Source organism: Ruminococcus difficilis, assembly GCF_016680995.1.
Genome location: NZ_JAEQMG010000105.1, coordinates 13,788 through 39,717, shown reverse-complemented (window position 1 = coordinate 39,717; position 25,930 = coordinate 13,788). Strand labels below are relative to the sequence as shown.

Here is a 25,930-nt window from a genome sequence, read left to right as displayed (position 1 = left end):
CCCACATCCTCTCGCAGTCATTGCGAGAAGCGCAAGCGAATTTTCGCTTTCTCGGAATGACATGGTAATTAATCAGCGGCTACCCGAGGGGAAGGCAAAAAGCACTAAGATTAACATCGTCTTTTGTCGAAGTGAGGGGATGAAAATAATTCTTGCTATTTTTCTGTTGTAATGTATAATGAATAGTAACATTTATCATCATGATATCTAAAGAGAAAACGGAGAAAAAGGAGAAGAATTATGGATTACAGAACAATGGTAAACCCGACGTATCTCACCGCAAAAAGCACCGTGTTTATGCTGGCGATCGCCGACAACGAGGACGCGAAGCGGATGATCGCGGGCTTAGGCTTGCAGGAAACACTCTCCAAGAGAGACCCGTCCGATACTCTCGTCTCAGAGGCTGACGCAAAAGCGCTGATGACAGGCGTTACGGTGGCAATCGAGGCGCGTTATGCCGCTCTTTCCGAAACGCTTAAAAAGGAGGGTTACAAGAATTTGTTGGATATTGCCTGCGGTTATACGCCCAGAGCGATCTTCTGTAAGAAAAACGGCATTTCCTACGCGGGCTTAGACGTCCCCGTCGTCGCGGAGGAGCTGCAAAGCTTTGCCGACAAGGAAGGACTCGGCAAGGTCTATTTCGGCGGAGACGCGACGAATGCCGCTTCGCTTAACGCCGCTGCCGACGGGCTTGAGGGTGAGGTGCTGATCTCCTGCGAGGGACTTTTAGGTTATCTTTCGCTTTCAGAGTTCGAACAATTTCTTGACGGCATACGTCAGATACTGGAGAAGCACTCAGGCGCGTTTGTGACCTCGGATCTGGGCGTGAAATATGAGCCGTTCGCAAAAGCAAACATGAGCGATCCCGACGCCTACGACGCTTCGCGCAAAAGGACGATGAAGCAGTCGGATATCTATAACGACGGCGTAGGACGCATGGATCGTGAAAAGGTGAAGGCGTTTATCGAAGCCCGCGGCTTTAAGGTGGAAACGCTGCCCTTCTATCACGCCGACGAGAATCTTTCGATGCTGCAGGCGATCCCCGAAAGTTGGCAGGAAAAGTATCTTGACCTTCTGAAGAACGCCTGCGTCTGGAAAATGACTCTTGATCCCAACTATACACAGAAGGCGCCTGTCAGCGGTGCTGAGAAGATCGAAAACCTCACAGTTGATTACAAAACAAACGGCGGCGCGCTTGAAATGACCGTCAGCGGTCGCATCGACACCATCAGCGCTCCCGCGATATTAAAGGTATTTGACGAGTGCGGCGACGGTATCTCCTCTGTCAAGGTGAAAGCGCAAGAGCTGGAATACATCTCCTCCGCCGGACTGCGCACCATGATGATCATGGTCAAGAAGCTCGGACAGGGCAACGTCACGGTCGAGGGCGCGTCGGATGACATCAAGGAGATATTTACTGTGACGGGCTTTGACGGGATCATCCCGCTGCTTTGATAACGATATGCTGAAAATGCAGTATCATGCTGCTATCACTAAAAGGCGGTGAGCTTATGAAAAAGACAGTTTCCCTTCTGTTGGCGTTTATGCTGTGCGTTTCGCTGATAGGATGTTCCGATCAGAATGTAGCGGAAGGCACGCCCGTACAGATCGACTGTGACGCGGCGACGGTAAGTTATCTCGGACCCGAAGGTACTTATACGCAGGAGGCGTGCGAGAAATTCTTTGACGGCAAAGGCAGTTATCTCCCCTATGAAACCGTTCCGAAAGCTGTGCAGGCGCTGACGGAAGGCGAGAGCAATTATGCCGTTATCCCGCAGGAAAACACGATCGGCGGCGCCGTGATCGATTATGTGGATACGCTGATTGCGAACGAGAATGTATCCGTTGTCGGTGAGGTCGAGTTGCCCATAAGCCAAAATCTGCTCGTGCTTCCGGGAACGGCGCTCGAGAATATCAAAACCGTGTATTCACACAAGCAAGGCATCGCTCAGGGAAAAGAGTGGCTTGCAAAGAATCTTCCCAACGCTGATGTGATCGAAGCGTCATCCACAGCCGAAGGCGCAAAAACGGTTGCGGACGGGAAGGATAAATCCTGCGCGGCGATAGCGTCGGCAGGTTGTGCGGATGTTTACGGCTTGGAAATCCTTGCAGCGGGGATCCAGAATAACGATAAAAACAAAACCCGTTTTTATGTGCTTTCAAAGGATGTGCCTGCGACGGCGGCGTCAGACCGCCTTGCATTTATCGCAAGCGGTTCCGCAAAGGATTTACCGAAGCTGACGGCTGAAATGGATAAGCTCGGAATCACGCTTGTCGCCCTGCACGACAGACCTGAGAAAACAGAACTCGGAAATTATCACTATCTGATAGAATGCAGCGCTTGCAGTTATGAGAATTATCAGAAGCTGACCCAAGACAGCAATTTCACCTTCCGCTATCTCGGCAGTTACTCAGTCAAATAAAGGGACTGTAAAAAGGCACGTCATGAAAAAAGAGAAGCCGTGAAAAAAAGCGACTTCTCTTTTTTCGCTATGAAATTAGTATAAACGCGCCTGATTTGTTGACTGATCGGAGACTATTGATTATAATAGAACGGTAATATGTTGAGAAGGAGGATGCCGCAATAATGATGAGAAATAATCATATAGCTTATAGAAGTATGATAGGAGGATTTATGATGAAAAAGAATCTGAAACGACTGATGATCGCTGTTCTTGCATTATGTCTTATTTTTCTTGCGGCATGCTAAAGCCCGTCTTCTTCAAACGGAACGAAAGATGACGCGAAAGCTAACGAGCCGGTGAAGATCGTCTGTGAAAACGGCGTCATGCTGGGTAAGACCGTGGATTGTGTCACGTCCTTCAAAGGCGTCCCGTTCGCTAAGCCTCCTGTGAACGAGCTTCGATGGAAAGCGCCTCAGGCACCTGATCCGAGTGATAAGGAGATTGAATGTTACGATTTCGGATATGTCGCGCTGCAGTATGAGTGGCCGTCCGAGCTGGCGTCTTATTCGCCTAAAAGCGAAGACTGTCTGACGCTGAACATCTGGGAGAACGAAGGGATCGTCGGTGGTGAAGACCGGAAACCCGTAATGGTGTTCTTCCATGGGGGAGCCTACGGATGGGGCGGAACGACGGATCCCATATATAACGGACAGAGTTTTGCGAAGGCTCACGACGATGTGATCATCGTAACCTGTAATTATCGTCTCGGGCTCATGTCGTTTGCGAATTTTTCAAAGGTCGAAGGCGGAGAAGAATACACGGATATCAACCTCGGGATCCGTGATCATATCGCCGCGTTGCAGTGGATACAAAAGAATATAAGCGGATTCGGAGGAGATCCCGATAATGTTACCATCTTCGGTGAATCGGCAGGCGCGTGGTCCACTACCGCTCTGACGATCTCGCCCAAGGCAAGAGGACTGTTCAAGAGAGCTATCGCTCAGAGCGGACAGGTTGCGCCCAAAAGCAGAGAAGACGCGCAGAAATATGCAGAGTTCATCATGCAATCAAGCGGCGCAAAAAACATGAAAGAGCTCTTGGCAATCTCCGGTGAAGAGTGGATGAAAATCGACGCCGAGAAGATGATCGCCGACGAATGCTGTTATGTGGTTACCGACGGGGATATCATTCCCGAAGACTTCGACAAGGCGATCGAGGATGCCGCAAAGAGTGGGATACAGCTGATCATTGGCACTAATACCGATGAATGGAATTACTTTCAAGAGGATTCCATAGGAAAAACCACACAGGAGAAATTCAATTCTTGGGTAGAAGGAATGGATGGTATGATCGCTGAAGCCCGCGATATGACGGATAAGGACGGAAAAGCAGCGGTCGAAGAGCTTATCCGATATGAAGAGAGCATCGTTCCCGAGGAATACGCAGGCGATGAAAAGGTCAAGTCTGCTCTTGCCAAGTCAGGGGTTATATCAGAACTGTGGAGATACGAGATACTTGATTTTGCCGATAGGTTCGCAGACGCCGGAGGAGAAACCTACGTATATCTTTGGAAAGTACCTTCAACCAGAGATGATATGTATAAGAGCGCGGTTCATGCTGTTGAACTGCCCTATATATTCAATAATATGGAGGCGGATCAATGCGCCGGACAGGTTGATCCCGGTGTAGCCGAAAAAGCGCAGGAAGCCTGGATCAGCTTTGCGAAAACGGAAGCTCCGACCGTCGAGGGCGCGGATTGGAAGAAATACAACACATCCGAAAGAAATACGATGGTGATAGAAAAGGATAAGTGGGAGTGTGTTTCCAATCCTTCAAAGACAGCGCGCGAGCTTCTTTGGAAGGCGTTTAAAGATCAGCCATATCATGTATGGTGACAAAACATAACGGAGGAAACAGATGAAAAGAATTCTCGTCTTCGGCGATTCCAATACATGGGGCTTTGACCCCGAAAGATTTGACAGATACCCGGAGGAGGTTCGCTGGACATCGTTACTGCAAAATGATCTCAGTAACGATGCGCTGATCCTTGAGGAAGGGTTAAACGGCAGAACAACGGCATTTGATGATCCTGGTTGTGCCGGAAGAAACGGTCTCGCCGCTTTGCCCGCGATATTGGAAGCGAATCAACCTCTTGACGCGGCTGTTATCATGCTGGGCACCAACGACTGCAAAAGCGTTTTTCACGCGACATCCGAGCAGATCACCGCGGGCATGGAGAAGTGCCTGACAAAGATCCTTGATTATGTCAGCGCCGAGAATATCCTTCTGATCTCTCCGTTTTATCTCGGAGAAGCCGCATTGAATTTCGGTAACGATGAGCGATCTCTCGCGGTAAGCAGAGAGCTGAAAGAAGCGTACAAAGCACTGTCCGACAAATACGGCACCGCTTTTCTTGCCGCTTCGGATGTCACTGAGGCAGGCAAAGTTGACGGTCAGCATTTGACGCCGGAAGGTCACCGTGCGTTATATGAAGCCGTTCTGAAAGTGATGAAAAAACGATTGTGATCGTCCCGACTTTTGAGGCACACACAAACGGTCATGACAGATGAGAATATTCACCGATATGCGTATCAGCAGAACGGTACAAAGAATCCTGTCGATGCTTTCGGCAGGATTTTTGTTATCGATGAATGAGTATTCCAAAGTGGAAATCTCTTTGAAAACATGGCATATTTATCTTGATTTTACATAATATGCATGTTATAATCTTGATATCTTATTGATATTATACAATAAAACGGAGGCGATCTAATGAAAAAGTCATTGATGAAGGCGATACTTCCCGTTGCCCTTGCGCTTGTTCTGATGTTCAGCTGTGTGATCACGGCAGGAGCGGAGAGCTATAAGCTCGGCGACTCCGATCTGAACGGTGCGGTGGAAATCGTCGACGCCACAACGATTCAGCGCTATTTGGTAAATGCGGCCGTTCTTTCCGACACCGCGAAAAAGGCTGCCGATGTGGATAAAGACTCCGAGATCACCGTATTGGACGCCACCTTTATCCAGCGCTATTTGAACAAATCCTATGCTCCTGACGGCATCAATGAAACGGTGTTTGATTATGGATACACCTATTCTCTGAACGCGGATTTGCTCAACGGAACACCCGGCGTCTATGAGGTCAAGGCTGTCGTGGGTGATAAGCTGGACGGTGATTCTCCCAAGACCATCGGTATCCCCAGTATCGCGAAGCAGAACCTCAAGGACGGTCCTACTACCGAGGCTCCCGCGATCATCATGGGCGCCGCAAACGGCTTTGAGACGAAGACCGGTCCTGTTGAATGGACAATGAATGAAGGGCTGTCAGAGGATGATATCACTGCTCCCTACAGCTATTTCAGACACAGAGTGATCGATGAGAAGGTCACCGACGCGGACGGCAATGTGTCCATCCATAAAAAGGCGTCCGGTTTTGACGGTTCCTACTATATCGTGCGCGTCGACGTCAGCGATCTGATCGACGGCAAAACAGGTTATCTGCATGTCAAGCAGGAGAGTAATAAAGCGATGATCGCCATGGCAGGTATGCAGGGCGGTATCAGCACCGGTATCAGCGGCTTGAACGCGGACGGCACACAGAAAACCAACCGACCTGTTATCGATGAAGCGACCGGACATTGGTTTGTGGATGGTACCGATACCGGCATCACCGCTGACGTCAACAACACCTCGCTGTCTTATGTCGATGTCGACGGTAACTGGTGCGTCTACGGCGCGGGCTTCGGCGACGGACTGGGCAGCAACACCAGATCCTTCTCCATCGCGGATAACGGCGCGGCGCTGAAGGATACCACCGGTAATTATCAGACCAAGCCCTATGTCGATATCATCATCAATTCCTCGGGCAAGCTCTCCGCGGGCGCCGACGCAGGCGCTGCTGACGCGCCGAGCGCTGACATCAAGCTGAGCATGTATGTCGACGAAACATGGGATTATGACCCCATTCTCGCGTATGATCCCACCTCTACCGATACCGAGCACGCGAATAAGGTCATGGCTAAATTCTTCAAGGCGGATGCGTTCACCGCGGAGAATAACGCGACAAGCTATCTTGTCAAGGGCTCCGATCTTGAGATCGACGTGACTGCGGATAACCATGAGATAGATCATGACGAGCCCGAATACTGGTCGCTGACCAGCGCGATCGCGTTCCCCGATTATGATTCTCATACGATCAAGCTGATCTGTGAAGTGCCGGTTCTCGAAGGATTACTGGTCGAGGGCGCCGAGGATAATCCTCGTAACGTTATTCTGGACGTCAACAGCTTTGATATCCAGGTCGCCAACCACACCGCTACCGGTACCGCTGGTCTGACCGTAAAGAATAACGCGACCCTGACCATCACCGATAAATCCAAAACCTCCGGCGCTGAACTGGCGATCGGCAACAACGCGAGCATGGAGGTCGATAACGGCGGTACGCTGATCATCGACGAATCCTGCCAGCTCGAGGTCGAATACGACGCCGCTACCCAGACACAGGGTGGGGGAGAGCAGACTCCTTCCGGCGATACCGCTACTCTGGACAACGGTGTGATCACCATTCATAACGGCGGTAAGATCATCAACAAAGGCGTTATCAATATCGAAGGTCTGGAGGTCAAGCCTCTGCAGCCCAGCTCACAGGAGCAGGAGCAGCAGCAGTCGACCGTAACCGATATGAAGGCGTCCAACATTCTGATCGAAGACGGCGGTATCCTCGATAACTACGGCTGTGTTTCCTTGAAGGGCAACATGTATGTGCTCGGTACGATCAACAACTACGGCAAGTATGACGACGTCATCACGGCACAGGATCCCGATAAGGGCACGATCGATTATCACAAGGGCATCCAGCTGACATGGAAGGATGACGTTACCGTGCTCGATGAAGCAACCCAGAAATATAATGTCAACCCGGACGTTGTGCCCGGCACACTGTTCATCGGTTCGGATGCTGAGGGTCATAAGAATGTGAACGCTCAGCTCAATAACTACGGCGATGTCGTTCTTGTTCCCGGTATTCTGAACATCTACGCGAAGTTCAACAATATCGGCGGCGATGTGCTCTATGTCGGTCATCTGTATGTATGTGAGGTCACCGAGGCGGTCGTTCCGATCACTCCCGATCCGAATGATCCGACCAAGACCGAGGAACGCAGAGAACTCAGTGAGCCTTATCCCAGCGTGATCAATAAAGACGCTGACGCTCAGATCACGAATAACGGCGTCGTCGCAGAGGCGAGCGTATCTGTACTGAGCAACGGTGTTCTCGGCGATCTGACTCCCGGCGAAAAGATCGAGATCTGATCAAATTGAAAAAATATTGAGATTTTTCAAATTCTTCGACAATTTGCAAAGAAGTTGCAAAGATCTGTGTGCTATACTTTAGTCACAGTCAAGGAAATCAAGTGAAGTTCATCGCTCGGTGCTTGGATCATTTTGAAACAGCACAAAGATGTGACCGATCGGATTTTCAAATTTTACTTAAAAAGGAGATTTTAAAATGAAAAAAATTATCGCGTTATCTTTAATTGCTATGACCATCCTGTCCGTCGGACTGTTTGCCGGTTGTTCCTCTCAGCAGAGCAAGCCTGCGGCAACGGAAGCTCCCGCACCCGCTGCAACCGCGGCTCCCGCAACTGCAGCGCCCGCAACACAGGCTCCCGCTCCTGCGGCAACTGAGGCTCCCGCCGCGCAGCAGAACAACGACAAAATCGACATCGAAACCGCTAAGACCACCGCTCTCATAGACGCAGGCTTAGACGCGTCTCAGGTTCAGTTTACCAAAGAAAAGCTTGATACCGATGACGGCGTTGAAAAATACGAGATCGAATTCACCTATAACGGTTATGAGTACGATTACGATATTAACGCAAAAACCGGTGCGATCATGGAAAAAGGCAAAGAGCCGGTCAACGACGATTGATATTCTTTCTTTTGATTAAACAGACAGGCATATAACCGAAAAAGCGGTTATATGCCTTGTTTGACTTTTTAAGAAAAATAGTCTATAATACATAACGATCCACGGATTTATAATCTTTATCAAATGAAGGAGAATGACAATGGCAGTAGTAAACTTACAGGCTTTTAAAGTTGATAAAATCGATTTTGCGAACACCTTGGAGAACGGTACCAAGATCTCTCTGGGCAACAAGTATTCCTATCAGGTGCAGTATGCGAACAACAAGAATGTCGCGAAGGGTACCTTTGATATCGAAGTCCACGACAAAGAGAATACCGAGGCGTTTAAGATCCGTGTGATCATCGTCGGTATTTTCGCGTATAAAGAAGGCGAGAAGAAGGAACTGATCCATACCGAGACCTTCAAGGCGCTGTTTCCGTACGCCAAGGCTCTGATCACCACCATTACCGCTAACTGCGGTATCCAGCCGGTCATCATCCCGAATATCGATATCGATAACCAGGAAATCTATCGTATCGATAATCCCGAGAAAAAATGATTTGTTCCGATCCGGGAATCATGTGCTGATTCATTGAATATTTTGTAATGAAACGGGTAGGGGAGGGTATGATCCCTCCCTTGCCTTTTCTGATTGACAAACGAAAATTGATATGATATACTATAATCAATAAATGCAGATGTAGTTTAGTGGTAGAACTTCAGCCTTCCAAGCTGACCGTGTGGGTTCGATTCCCATCATCTGCTCCATAAAAAGGAAGTATCAGCCGATACTTCCTTTTTATTTTACAAGCAAAGAGCAGATGAAGGGAATCGAAGGCGAGAGTGCGAAGATGTAAGCGTCAGCGCACATCGCACGCAAAAACGCCATAGTATGGCGTTTTTATCGAGAGCGTAGATATGACTTATGACATACGGTGTTGCTCCGAAGGCGAAATCGCACGATACAGAAATATGAAACTAACATCATCTGCTCCATAAAAAAGGAAAGAGCAGATGATGGGAATCGAAGGCGAATGTACTGTAGGCAAAACTATACAATAAAAGGAACTGGATATACTGTTTTCGAGGACTGTTTTCGATAGATTTGCGTCTGTATTTGGATGTAGCGTCAATTATTGATATGGTCTCCTGAGTATTTAACATAAGCGTCAGGATAATACTTTTGAACATCGTCCAAACTGTCAGCGGCTTCTTTCTCGCTACCATACTTCCCTGCGGTTACTACATACCATTTCTCGCTGTTCAGATTGCTCCAATCGGTGGTGGTAATAACGAAGCCTTTGAATCCTTTTGAAGAAACATCCTGTGCAAAGCTCGAAGCTTCATCATAGCTTTTTGAGGCATAGACCCAAATTCCGTAAAACGATGGGTAACCGCCGTCGGAAGATGCTGCATACTCTCCGGAATATTTTACATATGCGTCAGGATAGTCTTTCTTTACTTTGCTGAGCTGTTCATTCGCTTCACTCTCAGATACATACTTACCGGCGGTAACAACATACCATTCTTCGGAATTCAAGTTGCTCCAGTTTGTAGTGGTTTCCACAAACCCGTTAAAGCCCTTTGATGTGACGTCATCAGAGACTTTCACAGCATCGTCATGGCTTTTTGAAGCGCTTACCCAGATACCGTAAAACGGTGTATTATAATTAAAAGCAGGTGTATTTGCTGCAGGAGCGGATTGAGGTGTGCTGTCAACCGGAGCAGATGAAGCAGCGGGCTTGTCCTCAGTAGCTATGCTATCTGTTACGGATTCACTGTTCGCGGCAGATCCGGTTTGCTGATAATAATTGTTTACGGTAGTACATGAACTGAAAACAACAGCTGACAAAACGGCGATAATCAATGCAATGATCCTTTTCATTATCTTTCCTCCTTGGATATACAGTCATTATATTTGAATTTATGATACCATATCTCCGACCTATATGCAATCCAAAATTCATATGTCATATTTAGTTATCCTGCACAACGCAAGATCAACGGAGGTTTCATCAACAATAATAAAAAATACTAATATTCTATATAGGAATTAAAAAGTTACTACATACCATTATAATACTCTATGGCTTTAATTTATTAAATTGCTAAAGGAGCGTATATGAAATGAGTAATGAAAGATTAGTCGGTACCATTTCCCGCGGTATCCGTTGCCCGATCATCCGTACCGGTGACGATCTGGCTTCGATCGTGACTGACAGCGTTCTGGCTGCCGCAGACAGCGAGGGCTTTTCACTTCGTGATAAAGACGTTATCGCGGTCACTGAGTCGATCGTAGCACGCGCGCAGGGCAACTATGCTACGGTTCAGAATATCGCCGATGATGTAAAGGCGAAGCTCGGCGGCGATACTGTCGGCGTGATTTTTCCGATCCTGTCCCGCAACCGCTTTGCGATCTGCCTGCGCGGTATCGCGATGGGATGCAAAAAGATCGTCCTCATGCTGTCCTATCCGTCCGATGAGGTAGGTAATGAGCTGGTCTCCATCGATAAGATCGATGAGGCGGGCGTCAATCCTTACAGCGATGTGCTGACGCTTGAGCGTTACCGTGAACTGTTCGGCGTCAACAAGCATGAATTCACCGGCGTTGACTACGTCGATTATTACGCTAACCTGATCAAAGAGAGTGGGGCAGAGGTAGAGATCATCTTTGCTAACCGTCCCAAGACCATTCTCGACTATACCGATACCGTTCTCACCTGCGATATCCACACCCGCAAGCGCACCAAGCGCATCCTCAAAGAAGCGGGCGCTAAAATCGTTCTGGGTCTCGATGACATCATGAACGCGCCTGTAGATGGCTCCGGATATAACGAGAACTACGGTCTGTTAGGCTCCAACAAGTCTACCGAAGATACCGTCAAGCTGTTCCCGCAGAACGCTCAGCCGCTGGTAGAGGATATTCAGGCAAAGATCAAGTCCGCTACCGGTAAAAACGTTGAAGTCATGGTATACGGCGACGGCGCGTTCAAGGATCCTCAGGGTAAGATATGGGAGCTTGCCGATCCGGTCGTATCTCCGGCGCATACCTCCGGTCTGATTGGTACGCCCAACGAGCTCAAGCTCAAGTATCTCGCGGATAACGATTTCAAGCATCTCGACGGCGATGAGTTGAAAGCGGCGATCTCGGAGAGTATCAAGACCAAGGACGCGAACCTCGTCGGCAACATGGCTTCTCAGGGTACGACTCCCAGACAGCTGACCGACCTGATCGGCTCCCTGTGCGACCTTACCTCCGGTTCCGGCGATAAGGGTACGCCTGTCGTACTGGTTCAGGGCTATTTCGATAACTACACCAACGACTGATAATACAGAGAATAGGGGAGGAGCACGGTTCTGTATCGTGCTCCTTTTTTGATGTTGAATTTAGAGTTAAGAAGGCTCCTTTTGGTAAAAGGAGCTGTCGCCCATTGGCGACTGAGGAATTGTATTAATTGATTGAGCGTAAGCGAGATTCATTTTCTTAACTCAATGACATGTTTTAAGAGGTTTATTTTTATCTCGTTTTTATATCTGCTATTGACAGATATAACAAACTGTGTTACTGTAGTAATACAATAATACAGCAGGTGAATAATATGGATTGGCGATTAGATAAGAATCGGGCGATCTGTCCGCAGATTTGTGATACTATTTGTGTGATGATCGCATCCGGTGATATTACTCCCGGTGAGAGATTGACGTCGGTGCGTGAGGTTGCCGCTGAGGCTGATGTTACACCAAACACCGTACAGAAAGCCTATGTGCTGTTGGAACAACGAGGCGTTATCTATTCCAAGCGCGGTTCCGGCTGGTACGTCAGTGATCGTGTCGATATAGCGAAAGATATTCTTGATCAGATGATCCACACAAAAACGGCGGATTATCTGAATGAAATGCAGAGCTTCGGCTTGGATAAGAAAGAGATCATATCGATCATTAAAGGCTTTCGTTATTCGTGATTATATGATAACACCCCGCTGCATTGCTGCAACGGGGTGTGAGTGTATTATTATACGATATTCGGTTGTTTTGAAATCAGCAATCTATTTATTCCCTTTCGGTTTGACTTTTGATAGGGGGTTGCTCTTTGCGGCGGCTTCGATCTGGCGTGAATCAAGATGTGTGTAGATCTCGGTTGTGCTCAGGCTTTCGTGACCCAGTACATCCTTCAGTACGCGGATATCGACATTGCCGTGCTGATACATCAGCGTGGCGGCGGTGTGGCGCAGCTTGTGCACCGAATAACCCTGTGAGTCCAGACCGATCTTTTCGAGGTATTTGTAGACCATTTTTTGTACCATTTCTCGAGAGATACGGCGCTTTTGCGCGGAGAGGAACAGCGCGTATTTATCATCGGCACGCACACCGTCCACCGGACGCACTCTCATATACGCTTCATATGCCGCCATACAGGCGTCGTTGAGGTAGATGATGCGCTTTTTGCTGCCTTTACCGATGATCTGCGCCGTATGATCGGAGCGGATGTCCGTATAATCCATCGCGACCAGCTCCGCCAATCGCATACCGCAGTTCAAAAAGAAGGTCAAAATACAATAATCGCGCTCCTTGTTCTTGCCGTCAACGGCATTGAGCAGTTCGATGCTTTGTTCGAGCGTCAGATATTTGGGTAGGGGATTCTTTTCACGTGCGTTCGGGCGTTCCAGATCCTTGAGCGGATCCGCCTGCAGCAAATGCTTCTTGTTGGTCAGATAGTGATAAAACGATTTGATACTGGTGGTTTTGCGCGCGCGAGCCGCTTTATCGTTTTTTCGCACGCGGAGCAGATAATTCATGAATTCATACCCGTCCGTGAGCGTAACGGAAGAGATCAGCGGAATATCCACGTCATCCACCTTGATATCGTGAAAGGGAGTATCCTGGGGGACAAGACGCTTTTGTTTTTTGATAAAGCGGAAAAAGGTTCTCAGGTCATTGAAGTATTCATCCACCGTTGTCGGCGAACGACCTTTTACGGTTTGCAGATAATACAAAAAATCTTTCATCGGCTCAGAGGCTTCGATCACAAAATTACTTTTACTCATTCAAATCACCTCACAAGTTGACGGTAACTTAGTTTCAATTTACTCTCTGACAAGCATTTCAGTAAAAAGCGCCCGACTCGCTTTACTGTATTTATTATTATACAGTAAAAGAGAGGGGCGTAATTTCTTTATTAGAAGAATAAACAAAATTAATATTTTATGTAATTTAGGGGAGGGCATATTTTGAGATATAGCCGGAAAAGCGTGTTTTTAAGCGTTTTTCAGAGTAGTAACGATTATAGCGATTGCAGTGTATTTATTTGTTTATCGGTAATATATTGTATTGATTTTATATGTTCTGTTTTCTGATCGAAATGTTTCTCGGGTGTTTGCTTTTCATTTATCTCATCATTTATTTCATAACTTCTCTCATTTTTATCGTCTCAGTTTTTTCTGAATGATGTTCGGTTCATTTCAAAAAAACTGAATCAATAATTCTTTGCGTTTTGTTTAATATAATAATCATATTATGATAGATTTTCATCAATGATCCGTTAAATTAAGATGATCGACGAAGCCACGGTTAAAGCTTTGCCGATCATTGATTTGATCATTTGATTTATGAAAAATAGCCTTTTATTGTGAAAGGCAGGTTCCTCCGAACTATAGCGGATGAATTGTCTGTGTTGATTGACCGAAGGGAGATTATTTAATCGTACTGTTATCAAGCGTATTATCTCGCCTATTCAATGTTTTTTGCCTACTCCCCTACATTGTGAATTATTTAACAAAATGTGATCCCGCCTATATCGGTCAATTCATCTTCCGATAAGCTGATTACATTTGTATGATTTATTTCGCAAAAGCGCTTGATTCGCTCCGAATCGGGATGTCGATCGATATCGCCGCAGAAGTATACGGTATGCTTATCACGATCATATCCCGAAGCGCCGCCGAGAAAGCCGTATTCCGCTCCGTCGAGCCGTACACTCCCCTTCCCTATCGGGAACACATCGATTTCAGTATTCCGCAAGGCGCTTATGATACCGTTATCCTCTGTGATCACGGCGTTTTCCGCGATGTGAACGCAGGAGCATTTCGCGTACCCCTGATTAACATTAATTAATTCGATCTCGTGTTCATGGCAGTATGCTTTGACTTTTTCGTCCAATGACGCAACTCTTCCGATCAGTTTATCGCCGCAGTATTCGGCGTTCAGACAGGTGTTATCGGGATAACTGCCGTTGAATTTTTCGCCGCATGATATCACATGATAATCGCGGAAAAGCGCCTCAGAAAGGCGTGTACAGCACGACAGGACAAAAGCCGTATCGTCGAGTATGAGGCACTGTAGATCGGCGTGATCGCGCTCATACGGCATACTGCACGGTATGGTTTCACTTTGGATGATCTCATACCCGTATTCCCGCAATTTTGCGGCAAACTGTGGGCGCTTTGTTGATAGGATCGCTTTATTCACAGATCGCCTCAAACGCCTGACGTACATTCTTGACCGGCACGATCTCTACGCCGTTGATGCCGGTGATATCCTTCTTGTTATGCGACGGGATGATGATCTTGGTGAAGCCCAGACGCACCGCTTCGCTGACGCGCTGCTGTACATGACTGACGGAGCGGATCTCTCCGGCAAGTCCGATCTCGCCGAACGCGATCGCGTTCTCATTGACGGGTACATCCTTGAGCGAGGATATCAGCGCGATACCGACCGCCAGATCGACTGCGGTTTCATCCAATCGTAAGCCTCCGACAACATTGATGTAGGCATCGGTGTTGTTGAAATAGTAACCGGCGCGTTTTTCCAACACCGCGATGATCATGTTCATGCGGTTGTAATCAAAACCCGTGCACATCCTGCGCGGATTGCCGAATCCCGTAGACGCCGCCAAAGCCTGGATCTCCGCCAGGATCGGACGGGTACCCTCCATCGCGCACGCGATACAGGTGCCGCTGACGTTCTTCGGTCTGCCGGAAATCAGCATCAGAGAGGGGTTTTCGACCTCTTTGAGCCCTTCGTCCGTCATCTCAAATACACCGATCTCATTGGTGGAGCCGTAACGGTTCTTGACCGCTCTGAGGATGCGATAGCTCATCTGTCTGTCGCCCTCAAAGTGCAGTACCGCGTCCACGACGTGTTCGAGTACCTTCGGACCCGCGATGGAGCCTTCTTTGTTGACATGACCGACGATGATCATCGGGATATCCATGCTTTTTGCGGTACGCATGAAGAAGTTGGTGGACTCACGAACCTGCGTCACCGAGCCCGGCGAGGAATTCAGCTCCGACAGCGACATCGTCTGGATGGAGTCGATCATCACGATATCGGGCTTGTCCTGACGGATGGTCTCGCAAACCAGCTCTACATCGGTCTGCGTCAAGATGTACAGATTCTCGGAATTGACGCCGAGACGCTCGGCACGCAATTTTAGCTGACGTTTACTTTCCTCACCCGATACATAGAGGATCTTCAAGCTTCTGCCGAGGTATTCGCAGATTTGCAGCAGGATGGTCGATTTACCGATACCGGGATCGCCGCCTAAGAGAATCAGACTGCCCTTGACGATGCCGCCGCCCATCACGCGATCGAGCTCCTTGGAGCCGGTCTGATAGCGGATCTCGTCTGTGGTGTCGATCTCGCGGATATGTACCGGAGGCGCGTAGGCAGTCGCGTGAGAACGCGACGCGGATGCGGTTTTCGCGGTATCCTTGATCTCCTCGTTCATGGTGTTCCATTCGCCGCAGGACGGACATTTTCCGTACCATTTGGGGCTTTCGTAGCCACATTCCGAGCAGATATATACACTTTTGATCTTAGCCATAATTCATATTCCTTTTCTATATTATTATCAGGCTCCCTTTGGGAAAGGGAGCTGTCGGCAAAGCCGACTGAGGAATTGTATTAGATTGTTCGAGCTTCAGCGAGTATCATAAGCGTTGATATATTCCAACACACCCATCGCGACGGCGTATGCCATTTCATTCTGATAGTCGTCATCCATCAGCTTTGACCGTTCTTGTTGATTGGACAAGAATCCGCATTCGACGATCACGGCGGGGACTTCGGCGTGATCGAGCAAATAGATATCGGAGCCTGCGGGCTTGAGCTCGCGCGTATTATCCTTTTGCAGCAGTGATGTGATCGCGCCGCGGATACTTTCCGCCAGCACCCGACTGTCATCATGGTTGGATGAATAGAACAGCTGAGCACCGCTGTAGGCGCTGTTATCGAACTTGTTCTGATGGATACTGACCAGAATATTGTTGCCGCTTTCGTTGGCGATCTCCACACGCCGCTTGAGATCGGAGACCTTCTTCTCTCTGAGTGTTTGCGCGTCACTGTCGTAGACGGAAATATCCTCGTCACGGATCTCTGTCACGCGGCATCCGCAAAGGCGCAGGATCTCAGAGAGCTTTCCGGCGATACTCAGGTTGATATCCTTTTCCAGTACGCCGTCGACTTCGGCTCCGCCGTCCTCTCCGCCGTGACCCGCGTCGATCACGATCATCGGCTGTTGCTCCAATGAATCGGCAGCGGTACGCGCGGTGATATTGGAGAATGCCGAATACATTACAAGGCAAAAGGTTATCAATATAACCGCCAGTATCATCAGATATATGGTTTTGACTTTCATACGATCACCGAGATATGTATATGAAAGCACTGATTTCATTATACTTTAAATTCCGATATAGTCAAGATTTATCGCTCGTCATTAAGAATGTTACCCGGTGTGACAATCGATTGCAATCCCACATTAAAACAGTCATTGCGAGGGTTGACGTATTTGTCAACCTGTGGCAATCTCAACCTTATATCTTATCCCTGCTCATAACGGCTCCTCAGCTTTTCCAAAGCCTTTTTCTCGATTCGTGAGATATAGGAGCGCGAGATGTTCAGCTTTTTCGCCAACTCCCGCTGTGTCTGTATCTTCACACCGCCGATCCCGTACCGCTTGATGATGACTTCTTTTTCTCTGGGCGTTAATACCTCGTCGATATAGCGGCTCAATACCTCCAGATGGAGCTTGGTGTCCACATCCTCGGCTACATCCATATCGGACGCCATAATGTCCATCAGCGTCAGCGGATTACCGTCTTTGTCGGTATCGATCGTATCGTTCAGGGATACATCCTGCGCCGATTTGCGGTTGTTGCGGAAGAACATCAGGATCTCGTTCTCGATACAGCGAGAGGCGTAGCTTGACAGCTTGATGTTCTTGTCGATATTGAAGGTGTTGATCGCCTTGATCAGACCAATCGTACCGATGGATACCAAGTCATCCTGACCGCCGTAGTTTTGATAATACTTCTTGATGATGTGCGCGACCAAGCGCAGGTTATGCTCGACAAGGATATTCCGCGCGCCGATATCTCCCTTTGCGGCGAGCTCCAGATAATGCTGCTCCTCCGCCTTTTTCAACGGCTTCGGAAAGCTCTCACTGTGCGCGATATGCAGAATGAACAGAAAGATGTATTGGCTGATATACGATAAGAATCCAAACAAAAAACCACCTCATGAAATTGTATTCACAAGGTGGTTCTGTTTTGCCTGTCTATAAAAAAGTCATTGCGAGCTCATCAATGAGCTGTGGCAATCTCAACCGATTTAATATGTTGGTGCGAGTTCAGTTTTAATGGGGTGTGGCAATCTCACTAAACAAATCGTCATTGCGAACCCCTTTCTAAGGGGTGTGGCAATCTCAACCGCTTACTCCGCGTTACCGAAATCCTGCAAGGTCAAGCCCTTATTATGCTCCAGCGCCCAGTCGATACTCCACTCCGAGCGGAACAGCAGCAGCTTGTTATCGCGGAAATCCGCTACGACCTTGGTATCCGAAGCCAGATCCAATGCCTTATAATCGACCTCGGAGGTGATCCAGCGGATGAACTGATACGGTGTGTTCTCCATGATGATCTCAACGTTGTATTCATTCTCAAGGCGGTATTTCAAAACGTCGAACTGCAGTACGCCGACAACGCCGACGATGACTTCTTCCATACCGGATTCCGGCTCGTGGAAGATCTGGATCGCACCCTCCTGCGCGATCTGGTTCATGCCCTTGACGAACTGCTTACGCTTCATGGTATCCTTCTGGCGTACCAGCGCAAAGTGCTCCGGCGCGAAGGTCGGGATCCCCTTGAACGCGAATTTCTGACCGGGAGATACAATGGTGTCGCCGATCGAGAACATACCGGGGTCGAATACGCCGATGATATCGCCCGCATAGGCTTCCTCTACGACCTCACGCTCCTGCGCCATGATCTGCTGCGGCTGAGAGAGCTTCATCTTTCTGTCGCCCTGCACATGGTAGACCTCCATGTTCTTATCGAACTTTCCGGAGCAGATACGCATGAATGCCACACGGTCGCGATGCGCCTTATTCATGTTTGCCTGGATCTTAAAGACGAACGCGGAGAAGAAATCGGAATCGGGAGCGATCATCTCACCGCCCGCTTCACGCGCCAAGGGCGCTGTGGTGAGTTGTAAGAACTCCTGCAGAAATGGTTCTACACCGAAGTTGGTGAGTGCCGAGCCGAAGAATACCGGAGTCAGCTGTCCGCTACGCACCATATCGATATCGAATTCATTGCCCGCGCCGTCCAGCAGGTCGATGTCGTCAAAGAGCGTATCCTTCTGTCCGTAAAACAGCTTGCTGTCTAGATCGGGATCATCGAGCGGAATCTCCTCCTGCTCTACCTCTCGCTGTCCGTTGTTGGCGGTATAGGAAAGGATCTTGCCCTTCTTGCGGTCATAGACGCCCTTGAATTCCTTACCCGAGCCGATCGGCCAGTTCATGGGACAGGTGTTGATACCGAGGACATTCTCGATATCCTCCAACAGATCAAAGGGATTCTGCGCGTCACGATCCATCTTGTTGATGAAAGTGATGATCGGGATATGGCGCATGACGCAGACCTTGAAGAGCTTTTTTGTCTGGTTCTCAACACCCTTGGAGGCGTCGATCACCATCACGGCGCTGTCAGCCGCCATCAATGTACGATAGGTATCTTCGGAGAAGTCCTGATGTCCCGGTGTGTCCAGAATATTGATGCAGTAGCCGTCATATTTGAACTGTAATACCGATGATGTGACAGAGATACCTCTTTGTTTTTCAATCTCCATCCAGTCGGATACCGCGTGCTTAGCAGTTCTCTTTCCCTTTACGGAACCCGCTAAGTTGATCGCGCCGCCGTATAACAGCAGTTTTTCGGTCAACGTCGTTTTACCGGCGTCGGGATGGGAGATGATCGCGAATGTGCGTCGTTTCTCGATTTGTTCGGTCAAAGTGCTCAATTCATACCTCCGTGCATTCGTCAATATGACAGTTCCATAGTGCAATGTGCAATAGGAAACATATGTGTTTTTAGTGATACGATATAATTTTACTATTATTCTATAGTAAAAGTCAACAACTTTGGGGGTGTTTTTTCTACGTTAAATTGACCAAATGCACTTGACTTTTTTCTGATATTTTATTAAAATAGCAGTACAAACAAGAATTCATCTAAGTTTTTTCATATACCTTCCAAATTTGAGGCAGGAACGCGAGTTCCTGCCTCACCCCTTTGTATAGCATTTTTGTGATAAACAGTGGATTTTTCCACATGAAGGAGACGCTATGGATCCGATCGGACTTTATCTGCATATCCCGTTTTGTGATGGCAAATGCGCCTATTGCAATTTTTTTAGCCGTCGTCCGCGTAAGGACGATGCTGAACTAAACGAATATACAGAGCATTTACTTGACAGTATCGAAGCATGGTGCAAAAGAATCGACCGCCCGGTTGATACTGTCTATTTCGGCGGCGGTACCCCTTCCCTACTCGGTCATGAACGCCTGATTCATATTTTGGATTCTGTTTATCAGTCGTTTGATATCAGCGAAAACGCTGAGATCACGGTCGAGGTCAACCCTTCATCAACAAATGAGCTGGATTTCAAACTGATGAAGCAGGCGGGCTTCAATCGTCTTTCGATCGGCTTACAGAGCGCTAACGAAAACGAGCTGAAACTCCTCGGCCGCCGTCACACTGTCGATGACGCGCGCCGTACCGTAGAAAGCGCGCAAAATGCGGGATTTGACAATATCTCGCTGGATGTGATGCTTGCGATCCCGGAGCAAACGATCGATTCACTTGACGCAACACTGGATTTTTGTTCGTCCTGCTATGTACAGCATATCTCCGCCTATATCCTGAAAATCGAAGAAGGCACGCGGTTTGGCGCAATGAAAGATCAGTTGCCGTTATTCAATGACGATGAACAGGCCGGATTCTATGAGCATACGGTGGAGAAGCTGTCGTCGCTGGGCTATCGTCAATATGAGATTTCCAATTTCTCTGTAAAAGGGCGTGAGAGCCGCCATAATCTGCATTATTGGCACGATGATGAATATCTTGGACTCGGGCCCTCCGCTCACTCCTTTATCGACGGCAAGCGCTTTTATTATGACAGTGATTTTCAGCGCTTCTATGATGGATTTGTGTGTAAAGAATCCGACGGCGGTGACAGCGACGAGTATATCATGCTGGCGCTCCGCTTGACGGAAGGGTTGAATTATGAGAAATATCGGGAGCGATTCGGGCGTCCGGTCAGTGAAAGGATGATCGCCTGTGCAAAGAGATTGCAGCAGCAAGGCTTGTGTCATGTCACTGACACCGCGATCTCGCTTAGTGTAAAAGGTTTTCTCGTATCCAACGCTGTAATCGCTTATTTATTAGAAAACACTTGACATTATGAAAAAAACAAAGTAAAATAACTGTTGCACAAATGAATACGGAAGCGTATCGAAGTGGTCATAACGGGCCTGACTCGAAATCAGGTAGTCCTCACGGGCTCGTGGGTTCGAATCCCACCGCTTCCGCCATTAAGAGAATAACTCCATTGCTTTTTACGGCGATGGAGTTATTTCTTTTATTAAGTAGTTGATATGATTATGTAGTAGCCAAAACACTTACCGATCACAATCATTGTTAATTATTTATCTTATCTTGTGTTATATAATGCGCTGCTGTATAATCAATATAGACAGCAAATAATGTCGAATGATAAGGGGTGAGGTCGAATGAAACGGGTCCTTTGTCTGATCCTGTGTGTTGTACTGTTGACGTTAGCTTCCTTCCCGACATCTGCCCATACGCCTCAATCATCCCGCGTCTATCAAAGCGCAGATGATACCGGTATCTACTTCATCCGTTTCAACGGCTCCCATGCGGATATCACCCGCTACGCTTCTCATACGCTCAACGCGGGCGTAGATGTTCCCTCCCCTATTCGTTCGGTCTGTGCCTATCGGGGCAAGGCGGTGTTGTTGTGTGAGGACGTCAGAAGGAATCAACTCTCTGTATTTGTTTATTATACAGATACCGATTATTTAGAGGGTTTTGTGATCAATGACGCGTTACTGTATAACAATACGGATTTCGCCTGCGATAACGGCGCGATCTATATCGAGAACGTTCAGGACGATCATGAACTGATTGCTTTCTCATACAGCGGAGGTTATCTCGGCCGATATCGCTTTGACAGTGAGATCAATGCTGTTTTCGGCGGATATCGCGGCGGCATCTACGCCGTCGCCGGTGATACGCTGTATCAACTGTCATCGAATCGCTTCAACGCGTTGGCGGGAGATAAGGTCGATACGCCCCTCTTCCCTGCCGACAGCAGGATTCTTGTATCCGGACACGGTAAAGTATATGAGCTAAACGGTGATCGGGTATCCTATCTGTTTTCCGTTGACGCCGATAACAGAGCGGCGTCGGTTTGCGTCATCGGAAACACGCTTTATTATCCGAACGGCAGTACCATCAACGCGTATGATCTCGACTCGGGTGAAAAGATCGCCTATTATCATGCATCGGGACAGGTGATCTCGGTTTACGCGAACGGTAACAGCTTGATCGCTTCCGGTGGTTCCGTATCATTTACGGTCAGTCAAAGCGCCTTCACCTCGCTGAGAGTTAATGATGATCCCGGTGATGAGCAATCGGATGAAAACGGCGGAGATCAGTCGGCAAAGTCCTCCAATGGCGGTGATAACGCAGTGAATCATTCGGGTCAACAGCAAAGCGCGGGATCATCCTTGATCTCCTCCGATGTCTATCATGTGGATCCTACGCGCTACTATATCTCCGGTATTTCACCGCAAACGACGGTAGCGGCATTCAAAAAGAACATGAGCTACGATGGATATTCACTCACGATCTATCGTGGAAACACCGTGAAAAAGAGCGGCAATATCGGTACGGCGATGACCGCCGTGTTTGAATCCGACGAATTCATCTATACCTATGAATTGGCGATCAACGGCGATATCACGGGTGAAGGAAGCTGTAACTCGCGGGACTTGAACACGTTGATGGATTATCTGATCGGAGCGTCCGATTTCAACGGTGTGTATATGCTTGCCGCGGATGTGACGAAAGATAACAAAGTCGATGTTTGCGACGCGGCAAAATTGAAAAGTATCATATAGATAAACGAAACCCCGCCGGATCGGCGGGGTTGTTTCATGTTTGATTTATTCAGCTGCTTCTTTTGCTTCTGCTGCTTCTGTTACAGCTTCGGCTGCCTGTGTTTCTTGAGCCTGATTATTTGCCTGAGGGATCATATTCGCCTGATCGGAGGTAGCCTTTTCAGCGTCGCTGCCCTCACGAACGAACTGATAACCCATAAAGGTCAGGTAATCACCGTCTACGGCGTAATCGATCGGAACGACCGTTGAATCCGTCACATAGTAGGTGAAGTTGATGGTGGAACCGTCAATGGTATAAATACCGTTGTATTTCACGCCGTCCTGCAAGAATTCCAGAACCATGGAACCGTCTTTATTGAAGGTTACCTTATAGATATCGTAGTTCATGTACTTGAAGATCCATGAACCGACAAGGCTTTCGTCAGCAGTGAAATCCTCGGGAAGATCCAGCATCTTCTTGTCTCTCTTTGACTGCTTCAGGGTGAACTCGTATTCCTCGGAATAAGAGCAGGACATCTCCTGATTGCCGAACAGTCTGGAGCCCTTGATGGAATAAGTAGCGGGCGCTCCCTGATAGAAGCTGCCGAATGATTTGTCCAAGGTGATGGTCTTGCCGTTCTCGTCATTCGTCTTCTGGAAAGAACCGTTCATTTCGATGCTTCCCAAGTAGCCGGTGAAGGTACCGTCGGATTTGAACTCATAATAATAAGTCACATCGTTGACGTCGTTAGACCATGTAACGTTTTCGGGTTCTTTCAGGAAGAACGCCATATAACCGAGAAATCCGAGGATAGCGACCAGTACGATGCAGCACGCGATGATGATCGGCTTTTGCAGACCGGATTTCTTCTTCGACTGTTCTTCTTCGGTAGCTGCGATATCGGTGAGTTCTTCATTGACTGCGGTATCGGCAGCTGCTTCAACGGTTGCGGTATCGGCTGAAACAGTATTCTCTGTGTCATCGGGAACGATAGCTTCGTTGCTTTGTGCAACAACAGCTTCATCGTTATCGCTCAATACAGTAGTTTCTGTATCTTCGGACACAGAGGCTGCGATTTCTTCGGTGTTTAATTCGGGATTCGTTTTTTCACTCATAAATATGCCTCCTATTTTCAATCATTGTATATCATACTACAGATATAATCCAAAATCAAGACCTTGTTTTTGAATAAACTTCTTTTTGTGTCATTCGACAAATTTCTGCCTTAATACATCATAGAATTATCATTATTTGGTGATTATGATTATCATATATCCGTTTTTTTGTTTTATTTACATAAACTTAAGTTTAGATATTGTCAATAAGCGTGTTTTATGATATAGTTTAGGTGGTTTATTATACCAAATTTGAATCATAGGGTGATTTGATGGATTATATGAACATTTACAAGGAATGGCTTGAAAAAGCGACCGAAGACCCGCAGTTGGTGCAGGAGCTGAACGACGTCAAGGATGACAATGACGCGATCTATGACCGCTTTTATACTCCGCTGAAATTCGGCACTGCCGGACTGCGCGGTGTACTCGGCGCGGGCACTAACAGAATGAATATTTATGTTGTACGTCACGCGACACAGGGTCTTGCGAATTATATCAAGAAGAAATACGGTACAGGCGCCGTGGCGATCTCTCATGATTCCCGCATCAATTCCGATCTCTTCAAGATCGAGGCGGCGCGTGTACTGGCGGCGAACGGCATCAAAGCGTATATCACAGAGGAACTCGAGCCCACTCCGGTACTCAGCTATCTGGTTCGTCATTTGGGTTGCGTTGCCGGTATCATGGTCACCGCGAGCCACAATCCCGCGAAGTATAACGGCTATAAGGCATACGGCGAAGACGGCTGCCAGATGACAGACGTTGCCGCGGGTATGGTATTCGACGAGATCCAGGCGCTGGATATGTTTGACGACGTTAAGCTCTGCGATTTTGATGAAGCGCTCCGGAACAGTTCGATTGAATATGTCAAGGATGCTGTCTATGACAGCTATCTGGACGAGGTCAAGAAGAATCAGGTCAACGCCGGTATCTGCAAGGGTACCGATCTGAAGGTCGTCTATACGCCTCTCAACGGCGCGGGCAATAAGCTCGTCAGACGCGTTCTTTCCGACGTAGGCATGGAGAATGTCGTGATCGTCAAGGAACAGGAGATGCCCGACGGCAACTTTACCACCTGCCCCTTCCCCAACCCCGAGCTGGAAGAAGCGCTTGAAAAGGGTCTGGAATACTGCAAAGCGAACGACGCTGATCTGCTCCTGGCGACTGATCCCGACTCCGACCGTGTCAGCATCGCCGCAAAGCGTGCCGACGGCACCTATCGCTTGTACACCGGTAACGAGATCGGCGCGATGCTCACCGAGTATATCCTCAAGAGTCGCAAGGCGCTGGGCAACCTCCCCAAGGATCCCGTTGTCGTCAAGACGATCGTTACCACCAAGATCATTGAAGCGATCTGCAAAAAGTACGATTGCGAGCTGAGAAACTGCCTGACAGGCTTTAAGTATATCGGTGAGATCATCCTCGGTCTGGAACAGAAGGATGAAGAAGGCCGCTTTGTATTCGGCTTTGAAGAGAGCTGCGGCTATCTTGCCGGCACCTATGTCAGAGATAAGGACGCGGTCGTCGCTTCCATGCTGATCTGCGAGATGGCGGCATATTATAAGAAGCAGGGCAAGTCCCTTGTCGATATCATCGACGGCATCTATAACGAATACGGCTATTATCTGAACACCACGCTGAACTTCTACTTTGAAGGCGCTGAGGGTATGCAGAAGATGGCGGGCATCATGGACAGCCTGCGTGAGAACGCGCCCAAAACGATTGCCGGCTACAAGGTTGTATCCGTTGCCGACTATGATACCCATGTGGCAACCGATCTGGTGACAGGCGCTACCGAGAAGATCGACCTGCCTAAGTCCAATGTCCTTTCCTACACCACCGAGGGCGGTCACTGCGCGATCGTCAGACCCTCCGGCACCGAGCCGAAGATCAAGATATATATCACCGCGATCGGTACTACCGCTGATGAAGCGAAAGCGATCACCGACCAAATCGCCGAGGATATGAACGGTTATCTGAAATAAGCAATATTGATCAATATAAAAAGCCAAGTTCATTCATTTGAACTTGGCTTTG

20 protein-coding genes and 2 tRNA genes are annotated in these 25,930 nt (G+C 48.2%); 14 read left to right on the top strand and 8 right to left on the bottom strand.

What is annotated here, in order from left to right; translation table 11 throughout:
• Positions 1–240 precede the first annotated feature (240 nt).
• From JKK62_RS10320 to JKK62_RS10285, 8 genes are all read left to right on the top strand, one after another.
• Positions 241–1,455 (top strand): STAS domain-containing protein, encoded by a 1,215-nt coding sequence (locus tag JKK62_RS10320; RefSeq protein ID WP_201427819.1) that lies wholly within the window; start codon positions 241–243, stop codon positions 1,453–1,455.
• Between the two features lie 56 nt (positions 1,456–1,511).
• Positions 1,512–2,423: a prephenate dehydratase gene (gene pheA, locus JKK62_RS10315; RefSeq protein ID WP_201427818.1), complete on the top strand. Its 912-nt coding sequence runs from the start codon at positions 1,512–1,514 to the stop codon at positions 2,421–2,423.
• 338 nt (positions 2,424–2,761) lie between these two features.
• Positions 2,762–4,300 carry a carboxylesterase/lipase family protein gene (locus tag JKK62_RS10310; protein ID WP_201427817.1) on the top strand — a complete coding sequence of 513 codons (1,539 nt, stop codon included), beginning with the start codon at positions 2,762–2,764 and terminating at the stop codon, positions 4,298–4,300.
• Positions 4,301–4,322: 22 nt separating this feature from the next.
• Positions 4,323–4,931, top strand: coding sequence for a GDSL-type esterase/lipase family protein (locus JKK62_RS10305; RefSeq protein ID WP_201427816.1), 609 nt, complete (start codon positions 4,323–4,325; stop codon positions 4,929–4,931).
• Positions 4,932–5,177: 246 nt separating this feature from the next.
• Positions 5,178–7,715: a dockerin type I repeat-containing protein gene (locus tag JKK62_RS10300; RefSeq protein ID WP_201427815.1), complete on the top strand. Its 2,538-nt coding sequence runs from the start codon at positions 5,178–5,180 to the stop codon at positions 7,713–7,715.
• 196 nt (positions 7,716–7,911) lie between these two features.
• Complete coding sequence (locus JKK62_RS10295; protein WP_201427814.1) at positions 7,912–8,334, top strand: PepSY domain-containing protein; 423 nt, start codon at positions 7,912–7,914, stop codon at positions 8,332–8,334.
• A 139-nt stretch (positions 8,335–8,473) separates the two neighbouring features.
• Entirely contained in the window at positions 8,474–8,872 is a 399-nt protein-coding gene (locus JKK62_RS10290; protein WP_201427813.1) for a protein-export chaperone SecB, read from the top strand.
• A 135-nt stretch (positions 8,873–9,007) separates the two neighbouring features.
• Positions 9,008–9,081 (top strand) — tRNA-Gly (locus JKK62_RS10285).
• Between the two features lie 361 nt (positions 9,082–9,442).
• On the opposite strand, the gene JKK62_RS10280 is transcribed toward JKK62_RS10285, so the two are convergent.
• Positions 9,443–10,198, bottom strand: a complete 756-nt coding sequence (locus tag JKK62_RS10280; protein ID WP_201427812.1) for an SPOR domain-containing protein — start codon at positions 10,196–10,198, stop codon at positions 9,443–9,445.
• Between the two features lie 242 nt (positions 10,199–10,440).
• Here JKK62_RS10280 and JKK62_RS10275 point away from each other — a divergent pair, with 242 nt between their 5' ends.
• Both JKK62_RS10275 and JKK62_RS10270 read left to right on the top strand, forming a co-directional pair.
• Positions 10,441–11,640, top strand: a complete 1,200-nt coding sequence (locus JKK62_RS10275; RefSeq protein ID WP_201427811.1) for a coenzyme F420-0:L-glutamate ligase — start codon at positions 10,441–10,443, stop codon at positions 11,638–11,640.
• Between the two features lie 272 nt (positions 11,641–11,912).
• The gene (locus JKK62_RS10270) at positions 11,913–12,275 is read left to right on the top strand and encodes a GntR family transcriptional regulator (RefSeq protein WP_201427810.1); all 363 of its coding nucleotides are present in this window, start codon (positions 11,913–11,915) and stop codon (positions 12,273–12,275) included.
• A gap of 84 nt (positions 12,276–12,359) precedes the next feature.
• Here JKK62_RS10270 and JKK62_RS10265 read toward each other — a convergent pair whose 3' ends face one another.
• From JKK62_RS10265 to JKK62_RS10240, 6 genes are all read right to left on the bottom strand, one after another.
• Entirely contained in the window at positions 12,360–13,358 is a 999-nt protein-coding gene (locus JKK62_RS10265; protein ID WP_201427809.1) for a tyrosine-type recombinase/integrase, read from the bottom strand.
• A gap of 724 nt (positions 13,359–14,082) precedes the next feature.
• Positions 14,083–14,778 carry a DUF6873 family GME fold protein gene (locus JKK62_RS10260; RefSeq protein ID WP_201427808.1) on the bottom strand — a complete coding sequence of 232 codons (696 nt, stop codon included), beginning with the start codon at positions 14,776–14,778 and terminating at the stop codon, positions 14,083–14,085.
• Entirely contained in the window at positions 14,771–16,135 is a 1,365-nt protein-coding gene (gene radA, locus JKK62_RS10255; protein WP_201427807.1) for a DNA repair protein RadA, read from the bottom strand. Before radA ends, JKK62_RS10260 begins: the two co-directional genes overlap by 8 nt.
• A 96-nt stretch (positions 16,136–16,231) precedes the next feature.
• Positions 16,232–16,948 (bottom strand): N-acetylmuramoyl-L-alanine amidase, encoded by a 717-nt coding sequence (locus JKK62_RS10250; RefSeq protein WP_201427806.1) that lies wholly within the window; start codon positions 16,946–16,948, stop codon positions 16,232–16,234.
• Between the two features lie 185 nt (positions 16,949–17,133).
• On the bottom strand, positions 17,134–17,820 hold the full coding sequence (gene sigK, locus JKK62_RS10245) for an RNA polymerase sporulation sigma factor SigK (protein ID WP_201427805.1): 687 nt from the start codon (positions 17,818–17,820) through the stop codon (positions 17,134–17,136).
• 204 nt (positions 17,821–18,024) lie between these two features.
• The gene (locus JKK62_RS10240) at positions 18,025–19,611 is read right to left on the bottom strand and encodes a peptide chain release factor 3 (protein WP_201427804.1); all 1,587 of its coding nucleotides are present in this window, start codon (positions 19,609–19,611) and stop codon (positions 18,025–18,027) included.
• A 325-nt stretch (positions 19,612–19,936) separates the two neighbouring features.
• Here JKK62_RS10240 and hemW point away from each other — a divergent pair, with 325 nt between their 5' ends.
• From hemW to JKK62_RS10225, 3 genes are all read left to right on the top strand, one after another.
• Positions 19,937–21,049 carry a radical SAM family heme chaperone HemW gene (gene hemW, locus JKK62_RS10235; protein WP_201427803.1) on the top strand — a complete coding sequence of 371 codons (1,113 nt, stop codon included), beginning with the start codon at positions 19,937–19,939 and terminating at the stop codon, positions 21,047–21,049.
• Between the two features lie 46 nt (positions 21,050–21,095).
• Positions 21,096–21,184 (top strand) — tRNA-Ser (locus JKK62_RS10230).
• A gap of 198 nt (positions 21,185–21,382) precedes the next feature.
• Positions 21,383–22,795, top strand: coding sequence for a dockerin type I repeat-containing protein (locus tag JKK62_RS10225; protein ID WP_201427802.1), 1,413 nt, complete (start codon positions 21,383–21,385; stop codon positions 22,793–22,795).
• Between the two features lie 45 nt (positions 22,796–22,840).
• Here the strand turns inward: JKK62_RS10225 and JKK62_RS10220 are convergent, their stop codons facing one another.
• Entirely contained in the window at positions 22,841–23,890 is a 1,050-nt protein-coding gene (locus JKK62_RS10220; protein ID WP_201427801.1) for a DUF5640 domain-containing protein, read from the bottom strand.
• Positions 23,891–24,162: 272 nt separating this feature from the next.
• Between JKK62_RS10220 and JKK62_RS10215 the strand changes: the two genes are divergently transcribed.
• Positions 24,163–25,878, top strand: a complete 1,716-nt coding sequence (locus JKK62_RS10215; protein ID WP_201427800.1) for a phospho-sugar mutase — start codon at positions 24,163–24,165, stop codon at positions 25,876–25,878.
• Positions 25,879–25,930 lie beyond the last annotated feature (52 nt).

Bases quoted from the DNA above. Each gene is read 5' to 3' on its own strand.
- JKK62_RS10320 (WP_201427819.1), top strand. From the start codon at position 241: ATGGATTACAGAACAATGGTAAACCCGACGTATCTCACCGCAAAAAGC.
- JKK62_RS10220 (WP_201427801.1), bottom strand. From the start codon at position 23,890: ATGAGTGAAAAAACGAATCCCGAATTAAACACCGAAGAAATCGCAGCC.
- JKK62_RS10290 (WP_201427813.1), top strand. From the start codon at position 8,474: ATGGCAGTAGTAAACTTACAGGCTTTTAAAGTTGATAAAATCGATTTT.
- JKK62_RS10295 (WP_201427814.1), top strand. From the start codon at position 7,912: ATGAAAAAAATTATCGCGTTATCTTTAATTGCTATGACCATCCTGTCC.
- hemW (WP_201427803.1), top strand. From the start codon at position 19,937: ATGGATCCGATCGGACTTTATCTGCATATCCCGTTTTGTGATGGCAAA.
- JKK62_RS10270 (WP_201427810.1), top strand. From the start codon at position 11,913: ATGGATTGGCGATTAGATAAGAATCGGGCGATCTGTCCGCAGATTTGT.
- JKK62_RS10275 (WP_201427811.1), top strand. From the start codon at position 10,441: ATGAGTAATGAAAGATTAGTCGGTACCATTTCCCGCGGTATCCGTTGC.
- pheA (WP_201427818.1), top strand. From the start codon at position 1,512: ATGAAAAAGACAGTTTCCCTTCTGTTGGCGTTTATGCTGTGCGTTTCG.
- JKK62_RS10305 (WP_201427816.1), top strand. From the start codon at position 4,323: ATGAAAAGAATTCTCGTCTTCGGCGATTCCAATACATGGGGCTTTGAC.
- JKK62_RS10225 (WP_201427802.1), top strand. From the start codon at position 21,383: ATGAAACGGGTCCTTTGTCTGATCCTGTGTGTTGTACTGTTGACGTTA.
- JKK62_RS10300 (WP_201427815.1), top strand. From the start codon at position 5,178: ATGAAAAAGTCATTGATGAAGGCGATACTTCCCGTTGCCCTTGCGCTT.
- radA (WP_201427807.1), bottom strand. From the start codon at position 16,135: ATGGCTAAGATCAAAAGTGTATATATCTGCTCGGAATGTGGCTACGAA.
- JKK62_RS10265 (WP_201427809.1), bottom strand. From the start codon at position 13,358: ATGAGTAAAAGTAATTTTGTGATCGAAGCCTCTGAGCCGATGAAAGAT.
- JKK62_RS10250 (WP_201427806.1), bottom strand. From the start codon at position 16,948: ATGAAAGTCAAAACCATATATCTGATGATACTGGCGGTTATATTGATA.
- JKK62_RS10215 (WP_201427800.1), top strand. From the start codon at position 24,163: ATGGATTATATGAACATTTACAAGGAATGGCTTGAAAAAGCGACCGAA.
- JKK62_RS10280 (WP_201427812.1), bottom strand. From the start codon at position 10,198: ATGAAAAGGATCATTGCATTGATTATCGCCGTTTTGTCAGCTGTTGTT.